30 protein-coding genes are annotated in these 16,871 nt (G+C 65.5%); 25 read left to right on the top strand and 5 right to left on the bottom strand.

Translation table 11 applies throughout. The annotated features are described in order from the left end of the window. The 5 genes from KK7_RS23025 to KK7_RS0116015 form a co-directional block, all read left to right on the top strand. The coding region (locus KK7_RS23025) for a hypothetical protein (RefSeq protein ID WP_010545661.1) at positions 1–195 on the top strand (195 nt) is incomplete at its 5' end. Next, on the top strand, positions 192–581 hold the full coding sequence (locus KK7_RS0116025; RefSeq protein ID WP_010545660.1) for a phage tail protein: 390 nt from the start codon (positions 192–194) through the stop codon (positions 579–581). The genes KK7_RS23025 and KK7_RS0116025, both read left to right, overlap by 4 nt. After that, positions 578–1,579, top strand: a complete 1,002-nt coding sequence (locus KK7_RS0116020; protein ID WP_010545659.1) for a contractile injection system protein, VgrG/Pvc8 family — start codon at positions 578–580, stop codon at positions 1,577–1,579. Before KK7_RS0116025 ends, KK7_RS0116020 begins: the two co-directional genes overlap by 4 nt. An 89-nt stretch (positions 1,580–1,668) precedes the next feature. Continuing rightward, positions 1,669–1,857, top strand: coding sequence for a type II toxin-antitoxin system HicA family toxin (locus KK7_RS22030; RefSeq protein WP_010545658.1), 189 nt, complete (start codon positions 1,669–1,671; stop codon positions 1,855–1,857). A gap of 28 nt (positions 1,858–1,885) precedes the next feature. Continuing rightward, positions 1,886–2,272: a type II toxin-antitoxin system HicB family antitoxin gene (locus KK7_RS0116015; RefSeq protein ID WP_010545657.1), complete on the top strand. Its 387-nt coding sequence runs from the start codon at positions 1,886–1,888 to the stop codon at positions 2,270–2,272. A gap of 472 nt (positions 2,273–2,744) precedes the next feature. On the opposite strand, the gene KK7_RS23020 is transcribed toward KK7_RS0116015, so the two are convergent. Beyond that, positions 2,745–2,903 carry a hypothetical protein gene (locus tag KK7_RS23020; RefSeq protein ID WP_158000029.1) on the bottom strand — a complete coding sequence of 53 codons (159 nt, stop codon included), beginning with the start codon at positions 2,901–2,903 and terminating at the stop codon, positions 2,745–2,747. 136 nt (positions 2,904–3,039) lie between these two features. Between KK7_RS23020 and KK7_RS0116000 the strand changes: the two genes are divergently transcribed. From KK7_RS0116000 to KK7_RS0115990, 3 genes are read left to right on the top strand one after another with little or no spacing between them, the layout of a single operon-like run. Then, the gene (locus KK7_RS0116000; protein ID WP_010545655.1) at positions 3,040–3,300 is read left to right on the top strand and encodes a hypothetical protein; all 261 of its coding nucleotides are present in this window, start codon (positions 3,040–3,042) and stop codon (positions 3,298–3,300) included. A 7-nt stretch (positions 3,301–3,307) separates the two neighbouring features. Beyond that, a complete protein-coding gene (locus KK7_RS22025) occupies positions 3,308–4,114 on the top strand; it encodes a BRO-N domain-containing protein (RefSeq protein ID WP_083836125.1) in 807 nt (268 codons plus the stop codon). Positions 4,115–4,131: 17 nt separating this feature from the next. After that, a complete protein-coding gene (locus KK7_RS0115990; protein WP_010545653.1) occupies positions 4,132–4,500 on the top strand; it encodes a thermonuclease family protein in 369 nt (122 codons plus the stop codon). Here the strand turns inward: KK7_RS0115990 and KK7_RS23275 are convergent, their stop codons facing one another. Continuing rightward, positions 4,501–4,869, bottom strand: a complete 369-nt coding sequence (locus KK7_RS23275; RefSeq protein ID WP_010545652.1) for a DUF3862 domain-containing protein — start codon at positions 4,867–4,869, stop codon at positions 4,501–4,503. It lies immediately after the preceding gene. Positions 4,870–5,189: 320 nt separating this feature from the next. Beyond that, positions 5,190–5,684, bottom strand: a complete 495-nt coding sequence (locus KK7_RS20980) for a helix-turn-helix domain-containing protein (RefSeq protein WP_040598903.1) — start codon at positions 5,682–5,684, stop codon at positions 5,190–5,192. A gap of 121 nt (positions 5,685–5,805) precedes the next feature. Between KK7_RS20980 and KK7_RS22020 the strand changes: the two genes are divergently transcribed. The 17 genes from KK7_RS22020 (at position 5,806) to KK7_RS0115900 (ending at position 15,094) form a co-directional block, all read left to right on the top strand. Continuing rightward, the gene (locus KK7_RS22020; protein ID WP_083836124.1) at positions 5,806–6,126 is read left to right on the top strand and encodes a transcriptional regulator; all 321 of its coding nucleotides are present in this window, start codon (positions 5,806–5,808) and stop codon (positions 6,124–6,126) included. Continuing rightward, positions 6,119–6,322, top strand: coding sequence for a hypothetical protein (locus tag KK7_RS0115975; protein WP_010545650.1), 204 nt, complete (start codon positions 6,119–6,121; stop codon positions 6,320–6,322). Before KK7_RS22020 ends, KK7_RS0115975 begins: the two co-directional genes overlap by 8 nt. Continuing rightward, positions 6,315–6,629 (top strand): hypothetical protein, encoded by a 315-nt coding sequence (locus KK7_RS0115970; RefSeq protein WP_138983985.1) that lies wholly within the window; start codon positions 6,315–6,317, stop codon positions 6,627–6,629. Before KK7_RS0115975 ends, KK7_RS0115970 begins: the two co-directional genes overlap by 8 nt. Further along, positions 6,629–7,120 carry a hypothetical protein gene (locus KK7_RS0115965; RefSeq protein ID WP_010545648.1) on the top strand — a complete coding sequence of 164 codons (492 nt, stop codon included), beginning with the start codon at positions 6,629–6,631 and terminating at the stop codon, positions 7,118–7,120. Before KK7_RS0115970 ends, KK7_RS0115965 begins: the two co-directional genes overlap by 1 nt. Then, on the top strand, positions 7,117–7,419 hold the full coding sequence (locus KK7_RS0115960) for an ogr/Delta-like zinc finger family protein (RefSeq protein ID WP_029623356.1): 303 nt from the start codon (positions 7,117–7,119) through the stop codon (positions 7,417–7,419). The genes KK7_RS0115965 and KK7_RS0115960 overlap by 4 nt, the downstream gene beginning before the upstream one ends. 106 nt (positions 7,420–7,525) lie before the next feature. Beyond that, positions 7,526–10,240 carry a toprim domain-containing protein gene (locus tag KK7_RS0115955; protein WP_010545646.1) on the top strand — a complete coding sequence of 905 codons (2,715 nt, stop codon included), beginning with the start codon at positions 7,526–7,528 and terminating at the stop codon, positions 10,238–10,240. Between the two features lie 3 nt (positions 10,241–10,243). After that, positions 10,244–10,660: a helix-turn-helix domain-containing protein gene (locus tag KK7_RS20975; protein ID WP_010545645.1), complete on the top strand. Its 417-nt coding sequence runs from the start codon at positions 10,244–10,246 to the stop codon at positions 10,658–10,660. Then, a complete protein-coding gene (locus KK7_RS23015) occupies positions 10,657–10,803 on the top strand; it encodes a hypothetical protein (protein ID WP_158000028.1) in 147 nt (48 codons plus the stop codon). Before KK7_RS20975 ends, KK7_RS23015 begins: the two co-directional genes overlap by 4 nt. Positions 10,804–10,919: 116 nt before the next feature. Beyond that, positions 10,920–11,165: a DUF2312 domain-containing protein gene (locus KK7_RS0115940; RefSeq protein ID WP_029623355.1), complete on the top strand. Its 246-nt coding sequence runs from the start codon at positions 10,920–10,922 to the stop codon at positions 11,163–11,165. Then, positions 11,162–11,305 (top strand): hypothetical protein, encoded by a 144-nt coding sequence (locus KK7_RS23010; protein WP_158000027.1) that lies wholly within the window; start codon positions 11,162–11,164, stop codon positions 11,303–11,305. Before KK7_RS0115940 ends, KK7_RS23010 begins: the two co-directional genes overlap by 4 nt. Continuing rightward, on the top strand, positions 11,302–11,433 hold the full coding sequence (locus KK7_RS23625) for a hypothetical protein (protein WP_272941575.1): 132 nt from the start codon (positions 11,302–11,304) through the stop codon (positions 11,431–11,433). Before KK7_RS23010 ends, KK7_RS23625 begins: the two co-directional genes overlap by 4 nt. Then, on the top strand, positions 11,430–11,603 hold the full coding sequence (locus KK7_RS23005) for a hypothetical protein (RefSeq protein WP_158000026.1): 174 nt from the start codon (positions 11,430–11,432) through the stop codon (positions 11,601–11,603). The genes KK7_RS23625 and KK7_RS23005 overlap by 4 nt, the downstream gene beginning before the upstream one ends. Next, entirely contained in the window at positions 11,600–11,902 is a 303-nt protein-coding gene (locus KK7_RS0115920; RefSeq protein ID WP_010545643.1) for a hypothetical protein, read from the top strand. Before KK7_RS23005 ends, KK7_RS0115920 begins: the two co-directional genes overlap by 4 nt. Further along, a complete protein-coding gene (locus KK7_RS0115915; protein WP_010545642.1) occupies positions 11,899–12,594 on the top strand; it encodes a hypothetical protein in 696 nt (231 codons plus the stop codon). Before KK7_RS0115920 ends, KK7_RS0115915 begins: the two co-directional genes overlap by 4 nt. Next, positions 12,594–13,583, top strand: coding sequence for an MT-A70 family methyltransferase (locus KK7_RS0115910; protein ID WP_010545641.1), 990 nt, complete (start codon positions 12,594–12,596; stop codon positions 13,581–13,583). Before KK7_RS0115915 ends, KK7_RS0115910 begins: the two co-directional genes overlap by 1 nt. Positions 13,584–13,733: 150 nt before the next feature. After that, complete coding sequence (locus KK7_RS23800; RefSeq protein WP_083836123.1) at positions 13,734–14,114, top strand: helix-turn-helix domain-containing protein; 381 nt, start codon at positions 13,734–13,736, stop codon at positions 14,112–14,114. After that, positions 14,006–15,094 (top strand): tyrosine-type recombinase/integrase, encoded by a 1,089-nt coding sequence (locus tag KK7_RS0115900; RefSeq protein WP_010545639.1) that lies wholly within the window; start codon positions 14,006–14,008, stop codon positions 15,092–15,094. Before KK7_RS23800 ends, KK7_RS0115900 begins: the two co-directional genes overlap by 109 nt. Positions 15,095–15,231: 137 nt before the next feature. Here the strand turns inward: KK7_RS0115900 and KK7_RS0115895 are convergent, their stop codons facing one another. Together KK7_RS0115895 and KK7_RS23000 are read right to left on the bottom strand one after the other, a co-directional pair. Next, positions 15,232–16,176, bottom strand: a complete 945-nt coding sequence (locus KK7_RS0115895) for a helix-turn-helix domain-containing protein (protein ID WP_010545638.1) — start codon at positions 16,174–16,176, stop codon at positions 15,232–15,234. Between the two features lie 141 nt (positions 16,177–16,317). Continuing rightward, on the bottom strand, positions 16,318–16,871 hold a 554-nt coding region (locus KK7_RS23000; protein WP_010545637.1), incomplete at its 5' end, for a hypothetical protein.

The following is a 16,871-nucleotide window of genomic DNA, read 5'->3' as shown; positions in this document are numbered from 1 at the left end:
CCCCCCGCCGCCCCCGCCGAGGCGATCTCGCTCACCATCGCGCCGGGGGCGATCGTCATCCAGCAGCAGCCCGGCCAGGACGCCCGCGCCCTGGCGCGCCTGGTGGAAGAGAAGCTCGAGGAGTTGCTCCGCCGCCACGCAGCCGCCGCGCGCCGCGGCTCCATGGCCGATCGAGCGGACGGAGATGACCTGTGAAGCTGCTCAGCCTGGGCATGTTCGTCTTCGCGATCGACACGCTCGCCTATGACGAGCTGCAGCGGAAGCGCGCCTGGCATTTCGCCAGCAACGGCCGCGTCGGCACCAAGGAAGCGATCCAGTTCACCGGCCCCGGGCTGGAGACGATCAGCCTGTCGGGCACCGCCCATATCGAGCTGGCGGAGGGGCGCGTCTCGCTCGACAAGCTGATCGAGATGGCGGCCGATGGCGAGGATTGGCCGCTGGTCGACGGCCGCGGCAACGTGCTCGGCAATTTCGTGATCACCGCGATCGACGAACGGCACCGCGAATTCCTGCCCGATGGCCAGCCGCGCCAGATCGATTTCGGCATCGACCTGCTCGAAGCACCGGACGCCGCCGCATGACGCCCACGGCAGACTTCCGCATCACGCTCGATGGCAAGGATCTTTCGCCGACGATCCGGCCGCGCCTGATCAGCCTCACCATCACCGAGAAGCGCGGCGGCGATGCCGACCAGCTCGACCTGGTGCTCGACGATAGCGACGGCAAGCTCGCCCTGCCGCCAGAGGGCGCCGTGCTCGCCGTCCAGCTCGGCTGGAAGGCCGGCGACGGCGTCGCCATCGGCCTGGTCGACAAAGGCCGGTTCAAGGTGGACGAGGTGGAGCATTCCGGGCCGCCGGACATCGTCATCATCAAGGCCAGCGCGGCCGACTTCGCCAGCAGCCTCACCACCCGCCGCGAACAGAGCTGGCACGCCACGACGATCGGCGCCGTCGTGGGGGCGGTGGCGGGCCGCAACGATCTGGAGGCGCGCTGCGCGCCCGCCCTGGCCTCGGTCGCGGTCACGGCGCTGTCGCAGGAGCGCGAGAGCGACATCGCCTTCCTGCGGCGCCTGGGGCGCGAACACGACGCGGTCGCGACCATCAAGGCCGGGTGCCTGATCTTCGCGCCGATCGGCGCCGGCATCACCACCACCGGTAAGCCGCTGCCCGCCATCACCATCCGCCGCCGCGACGGCGATCGGCACGGCTATCGTGTCGAAAAGCGGGAGACGGTCGGCAAGGTGGTCGCCGAGTGGCACGATCGGAAGGACGCGAAGAAGAAGACGGTGGAGGTGGGCAGCGGCGACGGCGCGGAGCGGAAGCTCTCCCGCGTCTACGCCAGCGAGACCGAGGCGCGCCGCGCCGCCACTGCCGAATCGAAGCGCGCCGGCCGCGCGCCGCGTGGTCTGGACCTCGCCCTTGCATTTGGCCGCGCCGATGTGTCGCCGGAGCAGCCGGCCACGGTGGAAGGGTTCAAGGCCGATATCGACGCGCAGCCCTGGCTGATCGCGGAGACCCGCCACCAGCTCGACGATCGCGGGGGCTTCACCACCGCGATCAAGCTGGAGCTGAAAGCCTGACCCTTGCAATAAATGTGTATTTGATACACATTGATGTTGCACCGCATGCCGGATGTGTGTATTGAATACACATCAAGAGCGGAGGCGCGATGCGAAGCAGAGAGGTTATCAGGAAGCTGGAAGCGGATGGGTGGGAAGAGGTTCGGCAAACGGGAAGCCACAAACAGTTCCGCCATCCCACGAAACCCGGAACAACCACCGTCCCGCACCCGAAGGCAAGCCTAGGCATCGGGACGCTCAAGAGCATAGAAAGGCAGAGTGGGTTGAAGCTCCGATAGGGGCTTCAACCCACCATGGAGGTACAGAATGGCGACGGTCTATTATCCTGCCATCATCGAGCGCGCGGACGATGGCTTCAGCGTATTTTTCCCCGATCTGCCGGGCTGCACCTCGGCAGGCGAAACCGTGCAGGAAGCGGCCCTGAACGCCGAGGAAGCGCTGGCCGGTCACCTGGCCGTTTCGGCCGAACATGGTGACCCGATCCCCGCGCCCAGCGTGGTGGATGCGATCCCGCACGATCCCGAGGTAGACGAGGTGGCGCGCATCCTGGTGCGGGCGGAACGGCCCGGCAAGTTCGTGCGCGTCCAGATCACCATGGACGAAGGCCTGCTGGCGCGCATCGATCGCGTGGCGCGGAACCGGTCGGGCTTTCTCGCCGATGCCGCGCGTGTGGCTCTGGCCGCGCATGGCTGAAGGTGCACCAAGCCCGACCGGTTACACCCCCGAGGATCTGGCGGCAGTTTCGGACACCCCCCAGCGCACCCTAGCTGAGTTGGCCGCGGCGCGGCCTTTCGCGGAGATATTCCCCGACCTGGCGGCGAAGATCCAGGAGCGGCGGGCACGCAGCGATGATTAGGTTTGCACATAACCGATAAGCGCGAGCGGCTTATCCGATTGCTAAAACGGCATTCCTTGGCGGATTTCGCCGAATGCAAGGTGCAAGTGTAACACTTATACCCTGGCCCGACCGGAAGGTATGCGTGTTACACGAATACCCTGTGCCGACCGCCGAGGTGTGGCCTTTAAGGCCACACCTTCAGCTATTGCCATTATGGCAATGCCTTCGATCTGCGGAAGGTATGTGTGTAACACACATGCCTTCGGGCTGCGGAGGGTGTCCGGTTAAGCCGGATACCTTGGAGGTACCTTCATCATGCAGGCACCTTCAATCGGTGTTGGCGTCTTTCGGATCGGCCGCCTTCAACCCGATCGCGACGAGCTGGCGGATAGCTTCCGCGCGCGACGGAATGCCGGGCTGGCGCGCGCGCCATCGATCAATCTCGTGCAACCATGGTGCGGGTGCTTTCATTTCGAAGCGCTGCATAGGGTCGGCCTTGCTCATACGGTTGATACGTATCATCCGTTGACAAAGATATCAACTATACGTATCGAACGTATCAGCCGGATGAGAGGGGCCTAATCCTCTCACCCGGCCTAACCCGAACCGAGGGAAGCACCCCATGGCCCAAGCTGATCCCAACGATACGAGAGCCGCGCTCGGCTTTGAACCCCCATTCACCCTGCTCGATGATCCCCGCGTACGGCTCGATCGCCTCGGCCGCGCGGTCAACGGGCTACGCGCCCTCGCCCATGATGGTGATCTGGAAACCGCCAGCGACGTGGTGGAGATCACGCGCGGGGATCTGTCCGCGCTCTTCGACCTGATAGGCGAGCAGATTGAACTGGCCAGCGCAACACTGCTCACCACCACCAGCCATTGAGGAAGCCATGACAGCTAACCCGATAGTTGCTTTCGATTTCGAAGAGTCCCCGGTGCGCACGCTTGAGCGGCAGGGCGAGCCTTGGTTCGTGCTAACCGACGTTTGCCAAGCATTGCGCATTTCGAACCCAACGCAGGTGGCTGCACGTCTGGATGACGATGAACGGTCTATGTTTAACATAGGCCGTCAAGGCGAGACGATCATAGTGAGCGAGAGCGGCCTTTATTCCGTCATCCTGCGCTCAAGAGGCGCGTCAACGGCAGAGACTCCAGCTTGGCGCTTCCGTCGCTGGATCACCCACGAAGTTCTACCCACGTTGCGGAAACAAGGCGCCTATGGAAGACAGCCCCCCAAGCTAGTGAAATCGCCGCAGGGCCTGGCCGCTCTGCAAAACCACGTATCCAGCCTCACCCGCAAGCTGCAGACCACCCGCCATCCGGTGGAGCGACGCCTGGTGCACCAGATGCTGGACCAGGCCTGCACCGAACTGGGCATCACCACGCCGCCGCTCGACCAGCTCGGCGCCGATGCCCCCGGCGATCTGGACCGGCTCACCGCCTTCTGGGGCGCGATCGACAGGGTCCGCGCCAGCGGCGTGGATCTGAACCACAGCGTGCGGCCGGAGCTTCTCGCCATCAACCTCAACGAGGTGCGCACCCGCTTCAAGGCAGCAGGCATCCGCGTCGATGTGGACCGGCCATTGATGGATGCCCTCAAGCTCTCCACCTCGCCCGCGTTCGTTGACGTGAAGCCGGTGAAAAGCGCCATCATGGACAAGACGGTGTCATGCTGGGTGTTCCGGCAGGACGCCTGATCGGCTAGGCGGCGGCGATGCTTCTTCTTGCTGCCGCCTGCATTCTGATCGCGATCGATGGAGACACCCTGCGCTGCGGTGAGGAACGCATCCGCCTGCTGGGAATCGATGCGCCGGAGCTGCCCGGCCACTGCCGGCGCGGCCGGCGGTGCGTGCCCGGCGACCCATGGCGCGCCCGCCGCGCGTTGGCAGCGGCGCTCAAGGGCAAGGCCGAAATCTCTGCGATAGGGTTCGACCGCTATGGCCGCGTGCTGGCGACCGTACGGGTGAACGGCCGTGATCTCAGTTGCGCCCAGCTCGCGACGGGCAATGCCGTGTACATGCCCCGCTGGGATAATCAGGGGCGGGTTGCCACCGCATGCCCGCGCTGGGCCCGCCCCGACTGATCATTGCAGGCCGAACTGGGCCTTCTGTATCAGCTTACCATTCTGGAACATCGCGTTCATGTTGGCCCCCGGCGTTTCGCCCTGCCACATGTACATCACCGTCTTGATGCCGGCGACGTCGCTGGAAGACATCTCCTCGCCGGGGCCGCCAAGGATTTTCTGCGCATCGGCGTAGGACATCCCGGTGCGCAGCGCCTTGAACTTTTCCATAGTCACGCCCGAGGCAGGGGCTTCGACTGCGGCGGCCGTGCTGGCGCCGCCGGCCTTCTTATCGCCCCCCGCGACCGATCCGATCACGATCAGGATCACCACGGCGGCGAACACCCCCAAGACGATCTTCTTGAAACTACCGGATTTCTTCTCCGACATCTTACCCCCTGTTCAAATACAGGCCGTCCTTTCACGGCCGATGTTGCATGGCTTGCGACCCGCTATTGCCCGCCCGGTCTGTCGCAGACGTTCGGGCGCCTGATCGACGTTGCACAAGAATGCGTCAAGCACCGCGCTACATGCCATATTCGAACAATATGCATCCATTTTGGTGTTTCCTACATCGCGCACTTTCGCTTAATGCGGAACGCAAGGGGAACGTTTGCAAGTGAGTAGGGGGGTAGTTTTAGTGTACGAGGATCAACGACCGCGGGGGTGTGCAGTCGGATGTTTGGAATGCAATGTGGCGTGCGCGGTGCTTACTGCCTCGCGCGACGCTCTTTGGGTGCAGGTTGAGACTTTGTCGCGCGAGCAAGCGACGCGACCACGTCTTCAACAGGAATTTGCGCTTGAAGCTGCGCGAGAGCGGCTGGCAATAGCTGAGCGAGAAATCGAGCGCGTTCGTCCCGCGTATCCTCAGGACGTTCCAGCGCCAGTAGCGCCGCGAACATCTGGGTCAGCGCATCTTCACTAGGCAGCGCCACATGCATCATCAGGTGCCGGACCGGGGGCGGGGCCGGCACCGTTGAATATTCATCCGTAGCGTCCGGCGACACATCCTCACCGCGCAGGTATCGCAGCGAGACGCCCAGCACTTCGGCGATTTCGGTCATGAACCGGGAGCGCTTGATCTTGCCACCCAGGATCTGGTGGATCGTACCAGGCGTGACGCCAATCGCGCGGGCGAGCGACGACTGGTCGTGCTTCGCCCTTTCCATCGCCTGCCGCACGCGCTCGGGGTTGAAGGCCGTCATGCGGTCGAGCGATAGAGCAAGAGATTGTAGTTCGCTATCAGAGACACCTCTAGCGGACATTAATAGTTACCTCTCATAGAATCCTCTTGCGTTACGTGAGAGCGTTCTATAGCGTTGAGCCATGGATGAGAGAGACCTCTTGACCGCGCTCGCCGCGTTCGATCGCGCCCTGCACATCGCTGGGTCGCAAAGCGCCCTCGCCCGCATCTGTGGCTGCACCCCCGGAGCGATTTATCAGCCTCGCAAGCAGGGCAAACCGCTGTCCGCGCGGTTCGTTCTGAAGGTGGAGGCGGCAACGGGCGTTTCGCGCCATGATCTCCGTCCAGATTTCTATCCCATGCCGGGGGAGGCTGCTCTTCATGACGCCTCTGTATCGGAGAAAACTATAAGCGTCGCCTGCAATCCGGCTCCGGTTTTGCCGAAGGCACCCGCCAATGACTGAGATTGCCGCGCATAACGTCCGCACGCTCGGGCACCTGATTGCAGCGCTCTCAGACCTGCAGAGCAAGGGCGCCGAGCTGCAGCGCGAGCCGATCGGCATCGCGAACATAGATCATGCTTCCGGCTGGAAGATCGTGCTCGAAAAGGACGATCGCGACCTGCTGCAGGTTCGCTTCGCGAGGTCCAATCGTGGCTGATCTCGCACCGAATAACCCCGCGGGTCGCACCCGGGGCCTGACCACCACCGTCGCCCCCTCCCCCTGCGGCGGTGGTGGTCTACCTGATCTGGCATTCATGCTCGAAGAGCGGCGAAAGCTGTTCGATGGCCTGAAGCGACTACGCAATCGGCGCGTGGGCAAGCACCACATGTTGATCCGCATTGGGCAGATCGAAGCCATCATCCGTCCCGTCGCCGCAGAAAATGGCCTGTGCGGCACCTGCCTCGAAGATCTCGCCGGCCAGGCCGGACCTGAGTGCCAAGAATGCCTGGAGGTGCCGTTCTGATGACGAAGAAACGCACCCCCGGCACCTGGGCATATGCAGCGTTCACCATCGGCGAGCGGCTCGGCGCGAAGCGCGCCGCCGCGATCGCCAAGGTGGGCGAGCGGACCTTCTACAACTGGGCGGATCCGGATCTGGAAGCCGCTCCGACCATCGCCCAGGCGCTCGCGCTCGACCTAGCCTCTGCCGAGGCCGGAGGCGGAGAGCTGCCGTTCCTGGCGGCTTATCAGGCCGCCACGGAGGGCCGCGCGATCGTCATCGATCCGTGCCGCCTCGCGCTGGTCGACGATCTGTCGCGGAACGCCAAGGAGTTCGGTGAAGCCGTCGAGCATACGCTCGTCGCCGCTAGGCCGTCTGCCACGCGCGCCGACCTGATGCGCGCGATGGAAGAGACCGCCGATCTGGAGCGGTCGACCAAAGCCATTCGGCGCCGGCTTGGCGCAATCTTTCGCCGTGGCGCGGGGCCGCGGCATATCGCGGGGGGCTCCCTATGACGATCAGAAGGCGCAGTGTTTTCGTGTGTCCCGAGTGTGGATCGGGGGTGACCTGCCGAACGAGCGAGCAGCTGACCCCAACGGTTCGCGAGGTGCGCTTGCTCTGCAACAACGACGAATGCGGCAGCGCCTTCGTCGCCCAGGTTGTTGCCGTCCGCTTTGTACTGCGCGGCCTGAAGCCGAACCCGAACCTGCACCTGCCGGTCGGCAAATGGCGCGAAGCGGCCAACGACGATGCACCGCCACCGCCGCCGCCGGCCAATGATGGCACCATCGACATGTTCGCCGTCACCTCCTGACGTCCGCCGGCACCGCGCCGGCTGAACCGACCGCCCGAACATCCCGCCCGGAGCACCCCGCTTCCGGGAACGCCCCCCGCTTGCCTGCGAAAGACCACACCACCCGATGCGCGACGATTTGCTCAAGGAAGTCCTGGCCCGCCTGAAGCGTGATTACGGCTTCAAGGAAAAGGGCACATGGTTGCAGGAAGGCCGCTGCGCGCACTGCGACAAGAAGGAAGCCTTCGTCCGCGCCGACAACCCGTGGGTGGTGAAGTGCGGGCGGCAGAACAAATGCGGGCGCGATAGCGCGGTCAAGGAGCTGTATCCGGATCTGTTCGACAATTGGTCGAACCGCCACAAGGCCACCCCCGAGGATCCGAATGCGGCGGCAGACGCCTATCTGCTCCACGCCCGCGGCTTCGATCTTTCCGGCCTGCGCGGCAGCTATCGGCAGGAATGGTACAACGATCAGAAGCTGGGGCTCACAACCGCAACGGTCCGCTTCCCGCTTCCCGGCGACAGCTATTGGGAACGGCTGATCGACCAGCCCAGCCGCTTCGGCAAGAAGAAGGCGCGGTTCAACTTCGGCAGCACCTGGCGCGGCCATTGCTGGCTGTACCCGAAACGCACCATGGCCGACTATGCGCGAGCCGGCGAAATCTGGATCACGGAAGGCATCTTCGACGCCATCGCCCTGACCCAGAAGGGCAAGGTGCACGCCGTCTCCGCGATGTCGTGCAACGTCTATCCGGAGCACTTCCTCGCCGAGCTGCGCAAGACGTGCGGCGACCTGAACATTGCCACGCCCAAGCTGATCTGGGCGTTCGATGTCGGCGCGGCGGGCGTGCGCTTCACCCGGAAATTCGCCGAGCAGGCGCGCGCCGAGGGCTGGACCTGCGGCGCCGCCCAGGTGCGCCCAGATGGCGAAGGCGAGAAGCTCGACTGGAACGACCTGGCGCAGCGCGACAAGCTGCAGCCGTCCGATCTCGACGAATACCGCTGGAACGGCGAGATCACGATCGCCAGCTCGGCCACGGCGAAGGCCCTGCTGATCTACGAGCGAAAGCGGCTCGAGTCCTTCCCCATCACCTTCGGCGGCAAGCAGCTCTGGGCCAACTTCTCGCTGGAGCGCATTCAGGGCGAGCTGCAGTCGCTGCTCGAAAGCCAGGATCCCGAGTTCGAAGACTTCAAGGAGCTGCAGTTCGACGAGCAGTGGAACAAGGCCGCCGAGCGCGCCGTCGCGATCGAGGAGGTGGCGAACTGCACCTTCCGCACCCTCTATTACCAGCGCGACCCGATCGTGGAGGAAGGCTCCTACCTCCTACGCATCGACTTCCCGTCCGATCGCGCGAGCGTGAAGGCCACCTTCTCCGGCTCGGCATGCTCCGGTGCGGGCGACTTCAAGAAGCGGCTCGCCAGCATCGCCCCCGGCGCGCAGTGGACCGGCAACCAGTACCAGCTCGACAAGCTGATGCAGGTGCAATGGGCCAACATCCGCATGGTCGAGGCCCTGCAGTTCGTCGGCTATTCGAAGGAGCATGAGGCGTACGTGTTCGGCGACATCGCCGTGCACAAGGGCCGTACCTATGAGGTGAACGAGGAGGACTATTTCCGCCTCGGCAAACAGTCGGTGAAGCTGCGCTCCAACGAGCGGATGCTGCGGATCGAGTACGATCCCGATCGCCTTGATCTCACCTGGGTGAAGCCGCTGTCGGTGGCCTATGGCGCCAAGGGCCTGGTGGTGCTCGCCTATTGGGTGCTCGCCCTGTTCGCCGAGCAGGTGCGCCACCATCAGGAGAGCCTGGGCTTCCTCGAGGTGACCGGCGAGCCGGGCAGCGGCAAGACGACGCTGCTGGAGTTCGTGTGGAAGCTGGTCGGCCGCCCCGGATACGAAGGCTTCGACCCCACCAAGGGCACGATCGCCGGCATCGCCCGCACGCTCGGCCAGGTCGCGAACCTGCCGGTGGTGATGATCGAGGGCGACCGCACCCAGGAGACGGCGCACGCCCGCCGCTTCGAATGGGACGAGCTCAAGACCGCCTATAACGGTCGCGCCGTCCGCACCCGCGCCGTCGCCAATGCCGGCATGGAAACCTACGAGCCGCCCTTCCGCGCCGCGCTGGTGATCGCGCAGAACGCCCGCGTACAGGGATCGGAGGCGCTCACCGAGCGCATCATGGGCCTGCACTTCGACAAGGGGCGCTTCTCCCCCGAGGGCAAGGCCGCCGCCGGCAAGCTCAAGGCCGCCGACATCAAGGCGATTTCGGGTTTCCCGATCCATGTCACCCGGCGCGAGGAGCAGATCCTCGCTGCCTATTTCGAAGCCTATGCCCGGCACGAACCGGCGATGCGCGAGCACCCTGGCTGCGGCAATTATCGCTTCGCGCACAACCACGCCCAGCTAGCCGCGATGCTGGACGCGATGCGGGTGGTGATCACCAACATAAGCGACCGCGATGTCGCCGACGCCCACGCGCTGATCCTCGCCATGCTGGTCGAGCGCCACCAGCTCACCGACGCGGATCACCCCTTCGTCGTGCAATTCTGGGAGCGGTACGACCATTTCGTCGCCCAGGACGCCGCCACGCTCAACCCGGCGCACCCGATCAATCACAGCCGCAAGGCCGATCAGATCGCGATCAGCCTGGTGCAGTACGAATCGCGCTGCACCACCAGCGGCCTGCGCCCGCTGTGCACGATGATCGAGCTGCAGAAGCTGCTCAAGACCTCGAAGAGCCGCCGCTTCGTCGCGGTGAAGCCGATCAATTCCGTCACCGGCAAGACCGTCTCCTGCTGGGTCTTCCGCAATCCCGACTTCCACGAGAGCAAAGGAGCATAATCGATGCTGCTGCCCAACACGCACGTCCCCGGCACGCGCACCCCGCCCACGCGCATGACGGCCGCCCGCTATCTCAAGCTGCGCCGCAAGGCCGCCGGGCTAACCCGCTACGATCTTGCCCGCCGGCTGAGCATGACGCCAGGCGCACTGATCAATCTGCGCCGCGCCTGGGTGGTGCTGGGTCAGCTCGAGCTGCCCAACGCCACGGCCAAGCATCCGGCGCTGATCGACGCTATCGCCGAGTTCATCCCCTTGGACGTTGCGATCTACCACCAGCTCGCCAACGATCCGGTGGACCGTCACCCCACCGTCTGCCTGGCGTGCGGCTGCTCGGCCGAAGACCCGTGCACCGGTGCCTCCGGCATCTGCACGCTGGAGCGCGGCACCTGCACCCGCTGCCAGAGCGGAGCGGCCCAATGAACCGCGTCCAGCGCATCTTCGGCTGCAACTGCCGGACCTGCCAGCCGGACTATCCCCCGCTCGGCCGCCTGATCTTCAACGCCTGGGGCGGCCTCGGCGTGGCCCTGATCATCATCCAGATTCTGAGGAGCTACGGATGGTAAGCATGACCATGCGCCAGGAGCGCGCGGGCGACGGCTCGCTGCGCCATGTGCCCACCCCGTTCATCCCCAACACCGGCAAGGGCAAGGGCAAGAAGGCCCCCAGGCCCGCCGATCCGATCAAGGCCAACCCCGAAGCGTCCGCGCAACAGCTCGCCCAGCTGATCGAGCGCATCGAGCGGTTGGAGGAAGAAAAGGCGGGCATCGCGGGTGACATCAACGACGTCTACGCCGAGGCGAAGGGCACCGGCTTCGACGTCAAGGCGATGCGCGCGATCGTCAAGCTCCGGAAGCTGGAGAAGCACGACCGGATCGAGGCGGAGGAGATCCTCGAAACCTACAAGTCCGCGCTGGGGCTCGCATGATGCGCCGCTCCGAGCTTGTCCGCGCCATCACGCGCGAGATCCCGATCCTAGCCCTTGTCGTCGTCGTGCTGCTGCTCGCCCTGGCGCAGCAGCGGCCCGAGCGCGCCTGCGGCGAAGCCCAAGTGGAGGCCCGTCCATGATCCGCATCGATCCGCGCCGCGCAGGCGCGCACGCCCGCACCGCCGGCAAGGCCATCATGACGATCGGCGTGATGTTCACGCTGTTCATGATCGCGATCGGCACCGTCCTGGGGGAGCGCCGCCGATGAAACACTTCGCACGATGGCAACCCGCCGAGCTGGCGATCATGCGCACCACCTATCCCGTGGGCGGATACAAGGCCGTCGCCGCCCTGCTGCCGCACCGCTCGCTCGACACGATCCGCATGCGCGCGATGAAGATGGGCCTGCGCAGCCAGCGGCGGAGTCGGGCAGCATGAGGCGCCGCGCGCAACAGGCGCCGCTCTGCCACGTCACCGGCTGCAGCAATCCGCGCCTCCGCCTTGGCGTGCTGTGCACGCGCTGCGCCGCTCGCCTGCCGGCCGAAATCCGGCTCGCGATCGGCGAGGCGCACCATCAGCGCCGCTGGCACGATCACGCTGCCGCCTGCCGTCAGGCCGGCACCTTCCTCAACTTGCCGGCGCCGAAGGTGGCGCCGGCTCCCACCAACCCCAGCGTCTCGCCGCAGCGTGCCTACGAGCTGCAGGCCCGGATGCTCGGCGAAAGGAACGATGCATGATCAGGCCGCAGCCCGATCTGTTTCCCAACCCTCGAATCTTGGTGGCATGCGAGTTTAGCGGCACTGTCCGCGACGCATTCCTCCGTCGCGGCTTCGATGCATGGTCCTGCGATATCCTTCCTGACGAGCGCGGCAGCAACCGGCATATCCGCGACGATGTGCGCCAGGTGCTCGGTTGGGGCTGGGATCTGCTGATCGTCGCGCATCCGCCATGCACGCGCCTCTGCAACAGTGGCGTCCGCTGGCTGCACACGCCGCCGCCGGGCCGAGCGCTCGCCGACATGTGGCGGGAACTCGATGAAGGCGCCGCCCTTTTCTCCGACCTGTGGAATGCACCCATCGCGCGCATCGCCGTCGAAAACCCGGTGATGCACAGACACGCGAAAGAGCGCATCCGTGGCTACGTCGAGCCGTCGCAGAGCGTGCAGCCGTGGCAGTTCGGGCACGGCGAGACGAAGCGCACCTGCCTATGGCTCAAGAACCTGCCGCCGCTAGTGCCCACGAAGATCGTCGAGGGGCGCACGGCGCGAGTGCATCGACATAGCGGCTGGGGGAAGCACGGCGCCATTCGCGCACATGAGCGCTCGCGGTTTTTTCGCGGGATCGCCGACGCAATGGCGGATCAGTGGGGCGACCTGCTGCTGGAGGTAGGGCGCGCGCTCGGCACACGCCCCGCGCGGAGGGCAGCATAATGCCGATCAGCCCTGAAAACCGCGCCCGCTATCCCCTGGACTGGCCCGCGATCAGCCTGCGCATCCGCAAGGAACGTGCCGGCGATCGGTGCGAGTGCCAGGGCGAATGCGGCCACCCGCACCTTGGCCGCTGCCCGGAGATGAACGGCGCGCCGCACAGCGTCACCGGCTCGACGGTGGTGCTCACCGTCGCGCACCTCGATCACCGCCCCGAAAACTGCGCGGAAGAGAACCTGCGCGCCATGTGCCAGCGGTGCCACCTCGGCTACGACCGCGATCACCACGCGCACAACGTCCGCCTCACCACCTCCCGCCGGCGGCTGGACGCCGCCGGCAACATGGAGCTGTTCGGCGGCGATCTGGGCACCCCGACTCCGCCGATGCCCCCCGCCGTGCCCGCGCCGCCGGCACCGGCCTCGGCCGAGTGGCCGTTCGGCGACCTGCGCCCAGGCGGTTACGGCGTGATCTATGCGGATCCGCCATGGCGCTTTGCAAACTTCTCCGTGAAGGGCGAGGCCAAGAACCCGGTGGCGCACTATCCGTGCATGTCCATCGCGGATCTGGCGCGCCTGCCCGTCGCGCGGCTCGCCGCGCCGGACTGCGCCCTGATCATGTGGGCGACGGCGCCGCTGCTCGACCGCGCGATCGAGCTGCTGCGCGCGTGGGGCTTCACCTTCAAGAGCGCCGGTGCCTGGGCGAAGCGCACTTCGACCGATCGCGCCTGGGCATTCGGCACCGGCTATGTCTTCCGCTCGGCCGCCGAGTTCTACCTGGTCGGCACGATCGGCAAGCCGCGCGTCCAGTCGCGCAGCATCCGCAACCTGCTGGTGGCGCCGGTGCGCGAGCACAGCCGCAAGCCCGACAGCATGATCGCCGATGTCGAGGCGCTCTATTCCGGGCCCTATGTCGAGCTGTTCGCCCGCCAGCGCCGGCCGGGCTGGGATTGCTGGGGCAATGACGTGGATCGCTTCGGGGAAGACAGGCAATGACAATCGACGACGGCAAGACCGCAGCGGTTGCGCTTGTCCAAGGGTGGGCCACAAACGCGCATAACATTCATAAGCGCCCACCGTACCGGGCGCATAACTTCGGCGACGACCTATACTGGGTGGTCGGCACGACCACGGTGTCTGTGCTTCATGGGTGGTCTGGGTATCACACTGCCGCCCAGGCGATTGCCGACGCACTCAATGCAGCCGCCGAGGAAGTGGCCTCGGCACCGGAGGGCAAAGTTGGCTAGCGCGCTGCTCACCGAAACCGAGGCTGCAGATCGGCTCAAGCTCTGCACCAAGACCTTGCGGAAGGAGCGCAAGGCCGGGCGGCTTCCCTATATCTTGATAGGGCGGGCTGTCCGTTACACCCTAGACGATCTCGAATCATTCATCGCCAAGGCGCGGCAGGATACTACCCAATGTCAGTCTACAAACCGGGTAAGTCGCCCTACTACCACTACGACTTCGTCTGGAACGGTCGTCGCTTTCACGGCTCGACAGGGCTCAAGGCCAAGAGGGAAGCGCTAGCCTTCGAGGCTCGCGTCCGCAGTGATGCCATCCTGCAGATCCGCGAACGCGAGCCGATCACCGTCGACCTGGCGTGCGGCCTATATCAGGATCACGCCGAGAAGCAGACCAGTTGGCAGACGACGCGGTACATCCTGCAATCGGCGATCGACGGCCTGGGCGCTGGCAAGCTGCTCAAGGAAATCACCCAGCTCGACCTGCAACGCCACTTCGCCGCGCGACGCGCGACGAGATCGAACGCGACCATCAACCGCGAGATCGAGACGCTCCGCGCCGTATGGCGCCGCGCAGACGATGCCGGCTTCGACGTCGGGGACATGCCGCGCTGGACCAGTCTGTTTCTCCGCGTCGCCGAGCGTCCGCCGCGCGAGCTGTCGCTGGACGAGGAGCCCCGGCTATTCGAAGCGATGCGCGCAGATCTGGTCGACGTCTGCGACTTCGCCCTCAAGTCCGGCTGGCGCCAGGCCGAAGTGATCGGCCTGCGCTGGTCGGACATCGACATGCACAACCGCACGGCGCAGACCCGGATCAAGGGCGGCGACATCGTGCGCCGGCCGCTCACCGCCACTCTGATCGCCATCATCGCGAACCAGCCCAAGGTTGGCCCCTTCGTCTTCACCTTCGTTGCCCAGGCGAACAAGTCGGAGGTGGTGGACAAGAAGGGCCGCAGGCACCCGGCCCGCAAGAAGGGCGAGCGCTACCCGATGACCAAGACCGCCCTGCGCGGCGCATTCGCCGCGGCCAAGATCGACGCGAAGATAGAAGGTTTCCGGTTCCACGATCTGCGCCACACCCGCGGCACGCGCATCGTGCGCGCCACCGGCTCGCTGGCCGCCGCCAAGGAGGCGCTCAAGCACCGCAACATCAAGACAACGCTGCGCTACGCGCATGTGCTGGACGAGGACGTCCGAAACGCTCTCGATGCATCGGAGTCCCGGACTATTCCCGAACCTAAGCGGGAAGCGAAGCAAAAAGGCTAACGATCACAAGCCGGTAGCGGTGCCAGTGTCTCGCCGTGTAAACGAGATGCTCTACCAACTGAGCTAACCGCCCGCTCGACCGCCCTCGGGCGACTGCGTCCGATGCCGATGCCAAAGCCGCGCGCGAAGGGCAAGCCTCAAACGAGATTCAGCCCCGCACGTTTCACCGCGCCGATATAGCGCATCATGCCGTAGCGGGCCGTCTCGCTCAGCACGATATAGGCGCGGCGGCGGTCGGTCGGATCGGCCTTGCGGTCGAACAGGCCCGCGCTGCTCAGCGTGCCGATCCAGCGCAGCGCCGTGGTGGGCGGCACCGCAGCGGCGATGCAAAGGCTGGAAACCGAGATCTGGCGACGCTCCAGATGCGCGGCAAACAGATCGAGCAGCATGTCCCAGGCAGGATCCGCGAACAGGTCCCCCTCGAAGAACTCGGCGCGCATCCGCCGCGCACGGATCACACGGCGAATGTCGTGCGCAGTCGCTTCCTCCACTTCCGGCTCGGCCTGGAAGGTGAATGCCGAACTGCGAACCGCCGCCTTGCCGTCCGAAATCTCGCTGCGCGTGAGCCGTGCGAGCGAATCGGCGATCCGCGCCACCTCCTCCTGGAAGCGCCGCATCCGCAGCACTTCCTCGTCGCGCATGCCATCGTGGAGACGCGCGACCGACCCGCGCCCCGCCAGCATCGCCGCACCCAGCCGGTCGGCCTCGCTGGGGGCGCATTGCAGCATCGCAGTTTCCGGCAGCAGCCCGGTGGCCAGGTCGATCTGTTCGGGCAACACCGTGGCGATCAGCGCGACGTCGCGGTCCTCGACCCGTGCCCCCAGCCATGCCAGCAGCGGCTCCAGCATGTCGGGCGGCATGGCGTCGGTCTCGAGGATCACCAGGCGAATGCCGTCCAGCAAGGCCGGGTCGTCCAGGGCCGCAGCAGCCCCCAGGGCTTCCCGAACCCGGAACCCGGCCGTGGCCGCCGTCTGCTCCGCCAGCAACCGTGCCGGGCCCGGCTCGGCGACCACCAGGGCGACGTCGCGGTGAAACTCGTAAAGAATGGGCGCAGCATCGCCCAGATCTGGCACCTCGTACATGCTTTACCCCCTCGGTTCGGCATCTGTTCCCCTTCAGATGCCGCATTCCTCCGAAATGGCGGAGTCAGAATGCCTCCATTCCGGAGTAAAGAAGATCAGTCTAGCATAGACTCTACCGATGTGGAGCAAAGTATCTTCGCCTCATCGGCGACGAAGATCTTCGATCCGTCCGTCCTTCAGGCCCAGCATCTCGCGCGCCGCACTGGCCAGAGTCGCCGTGGTCAGTACAAACCCCAGCGCGACCAGTGCAAGTACCGACACAATGAAGAGAAGTTGCACGACGGCCGACATATTCTTCGCCGACACCACAATCATCAGCATCGCCTGCATCATCGAAGCCCCGTTTATACCGCTCTGCACCAGCAGACTCAGCACGGGCAGGAAGAACAGCAGGAGCAATAAAGATGCCAGCGCGAGCAGCAACAGCGCCAGTACTGCGAACGCACCGAAAATCGACCAAAAATGGCCGCGCGATTGGGTCCAGGCTTCGTCGACGGTGATGGCCTCGTAGAGATAGGTCAGCGGTACTGCGATCGCGAGTCGCACCTGCACGAACAGCAGCGCACCAAGCTCGGCGAGCAGCAGAAACATCGCGAGCGCATGCCGCGCCGTTTCGGCCGGGACCAGCCAGCCGAGCAGACCCAGCAGTACGCCGTTGGCAAGCGCCAGCAGGAAGGTGGCGACGGCGGGCGCGG

The sequence above is a fragment of the Sphingomonas elodea ATCC 31461 genome (assembly GCF_000226955.1).
GTDB lineage: Bacteria > Pseudomonadota > Alphaproteobacteria > Sphingomonadales > Sphingomonadaceae > Sphingomonas > Sphingomonas elodea.
Note: the sequence above shows the minus strand (reverse complement) of the source record. Positions and strands in the feature narration are given on the sequence as shown.

What these genes read in the sequence shown, in the direction of transcription:
- KK7_RS0116020 (WP_010545659.1), top strand. Translation starts at nt 578, where the DNA reads ATGACGCCCACGGCAGACTTCCGCATCACGCTCGATGGCAAGGATCTT.
- KK7_RS22030 (WP_010545658.1), top strand. Translation starts at nt 1,669, where the DNA reads ATGCGAAGCAGAGAGGTTATCAGGAAGCTGGAAGCGGATGGGTGGGAA.
- KK7_RS0116015 (WP_010545657.1), top strand. Translation starts at nt 1,886, where the DNA reads ATGGCGACGGTCTATTATCCTGCCATCATCGAGCGCGCGGACGATGGC.
- KK7_RS23020 (WP_158000029.1), bottom strand. Translation starts at nt 2,903, where the DNA reads ATGCAGCGCTTCGAAATGAAAGCACCCGCACCATGGTTGCACGAGATT.
- KK7_RS0116000 (WP_010545655.1), top strand. Translation starts at nt 3,040, where the DNA reads ATGGCCCAAGCTGATCCCAACGATACGAGAGCCGCGCTCGGCTTTGAA.
- KK7_RS22025 (WP_083836125.1), top strand. Translation starts at nt 3,308, where the DNA reads ATGACAGCTAACCCGATAGTTGCTTTCGATTTCGAAGAGTCCCCGGTG.
- KK7_RS0115990 (WP_010545653.1), top strand. Translation starts at nt 4,132, where the DNA reads ATGCTTCTTCTTGCTGCCGCCTGCATTCTGATCGCGATCGATGGAGAC.
- KK7_RS23275 (WP_010545652.1), bottom strand. Translation starts at nt 4,869, where the DNA reads ATGTCGGAGAAGAAATCCGGTAGTTTCAAGAAGATCGTCTTGGGGGTG.
- KK7_RS20980 (WP_040598903.1), bottom strand. Translation starts at nt 5,684, where the DNA reads ATGACGGCCTTCAACCCCGAGCGCGTGCGGCAGGCGATGGAAAGGGCG.
- KK7_RS22020 (WP_083836124.1), top strand. Translation starts at nt 5,806, where the DNA reads ATGGATGAGAGAGACCTCTTGACCGCGCTCGCCGCGTTCGATCGCGCC.
- KK7_RS0115975 (WP_010545650.1), top strand. Translation starts at nt 6,119, where the DNA reads ATGACTGAGATTGCCGCGCATAACGTCCGCACGCTCGGGCACCTGATT.
- KK7_RS0115965 (WP_010545648.1), top strand. Translation starts at nt 6,629, where the DNA reads ATGACGAAGAAACGCACCCCCGGCACCTGGGCATATGCAGCGTTCACC.
- KK7_RS0115960 (WP_029623356.1), top strand. Translation starts at nt 7,117, where the DNA reads ATGACGATCAGAAGGCGCAGTGTTTTCGTGTGTCCCGAGTGTGGATCG.
- KK7_RS0115955 (WP_010545646.1), top strand. Translation starts at nt 7,526, where the DNA reads ATGCGCGACGATTTGCTCAAGGAAGTCCTGGCCCGCCTGAAGCGTGAT.
- KK7_RS20975 (WP_010545645.1), top strand. Translation starts at nt 10,244, where the DNA reads ATGCTGCTGCCCAACACGCACGTCCCCGGCACGCGCACCCCGCCCACG.
- KK7_RS23015 (WP_158000028.1), top strand. Translation starts at nt 10,657, where the DNA reads ATGAACCGCGTCCAGCGCATCTTCGGCTGCAACTGCCGGACCTGCCAG.
- KK7_RS23010 (WP_158000027.1), top strand. Translation starts at nt 11,162, where the DNA reads ATGATGCGCCGCTCCGAGCTTGTCCGCGCCATCACGCGCGAGATCCCG.
- KK7_RS23625 (WP_272941575.1), top strand. Translation starts at nt 11,302, where the DNA reads ATGATCCGCATCGATCCGCGCCGCGCAGGCGCGCACGCCCGCACCGCC.
- KK7_RS23005 (WP_158000026.1), top strand. Translation starts at nt 11,430, where the DNA reads ATGAAACACTTCGCACGATGGCAACCCGCCGAGCTGGCGATCATGCGC.
- KK7_RS0115920 (WP_010545643.1), top strand. Translation starts at nt 11,600, where the DNA reads ATGAGGCGCCGCGCGCAACAGGCGCCGCTCTGCCACGTCACCGGCTGC.
- KK7_RS0115915 (WP_010545642.1), top strand. Translation starts at nt 11,899, where the DNA reads ATGATCAGGCCGCAGCCCGATCTGTTTCCCAACCCTCGAATCTTGGTG.
- KK7_RS0115910 (WP_010545641.1), top strand. Translation starts at nt 12,594, where the DNA reads ATGCCGATCAGCCCTGAAAACCGCGCCCGCTATCCCCTGGACTGGCCC.
- KK7_RS23800 (WP_083836123.1), top strand. Translation starts at nt 13,734, where the DNA reads ATGGGTGGTCTGGGTATCACACTGCCGCCCAGGCGATTGCCGACGCAC.
- KK7_RS0115900 (WP_010545639.1), top strand. Translation starts at nt 14,006, where the DNA reads ATGTCAGTCTACAAACCGGGTAAGTCGCCCTACTACCACTACGACTTC.
- KK7_RS0115895 (WP_010545638.1), bottom strand. Translation starts at nt 16,176, where the DNA reads ATGTACGAGGTGCCAGATCTGGGCGATGCTGCGCCCATTCTTTACGAG.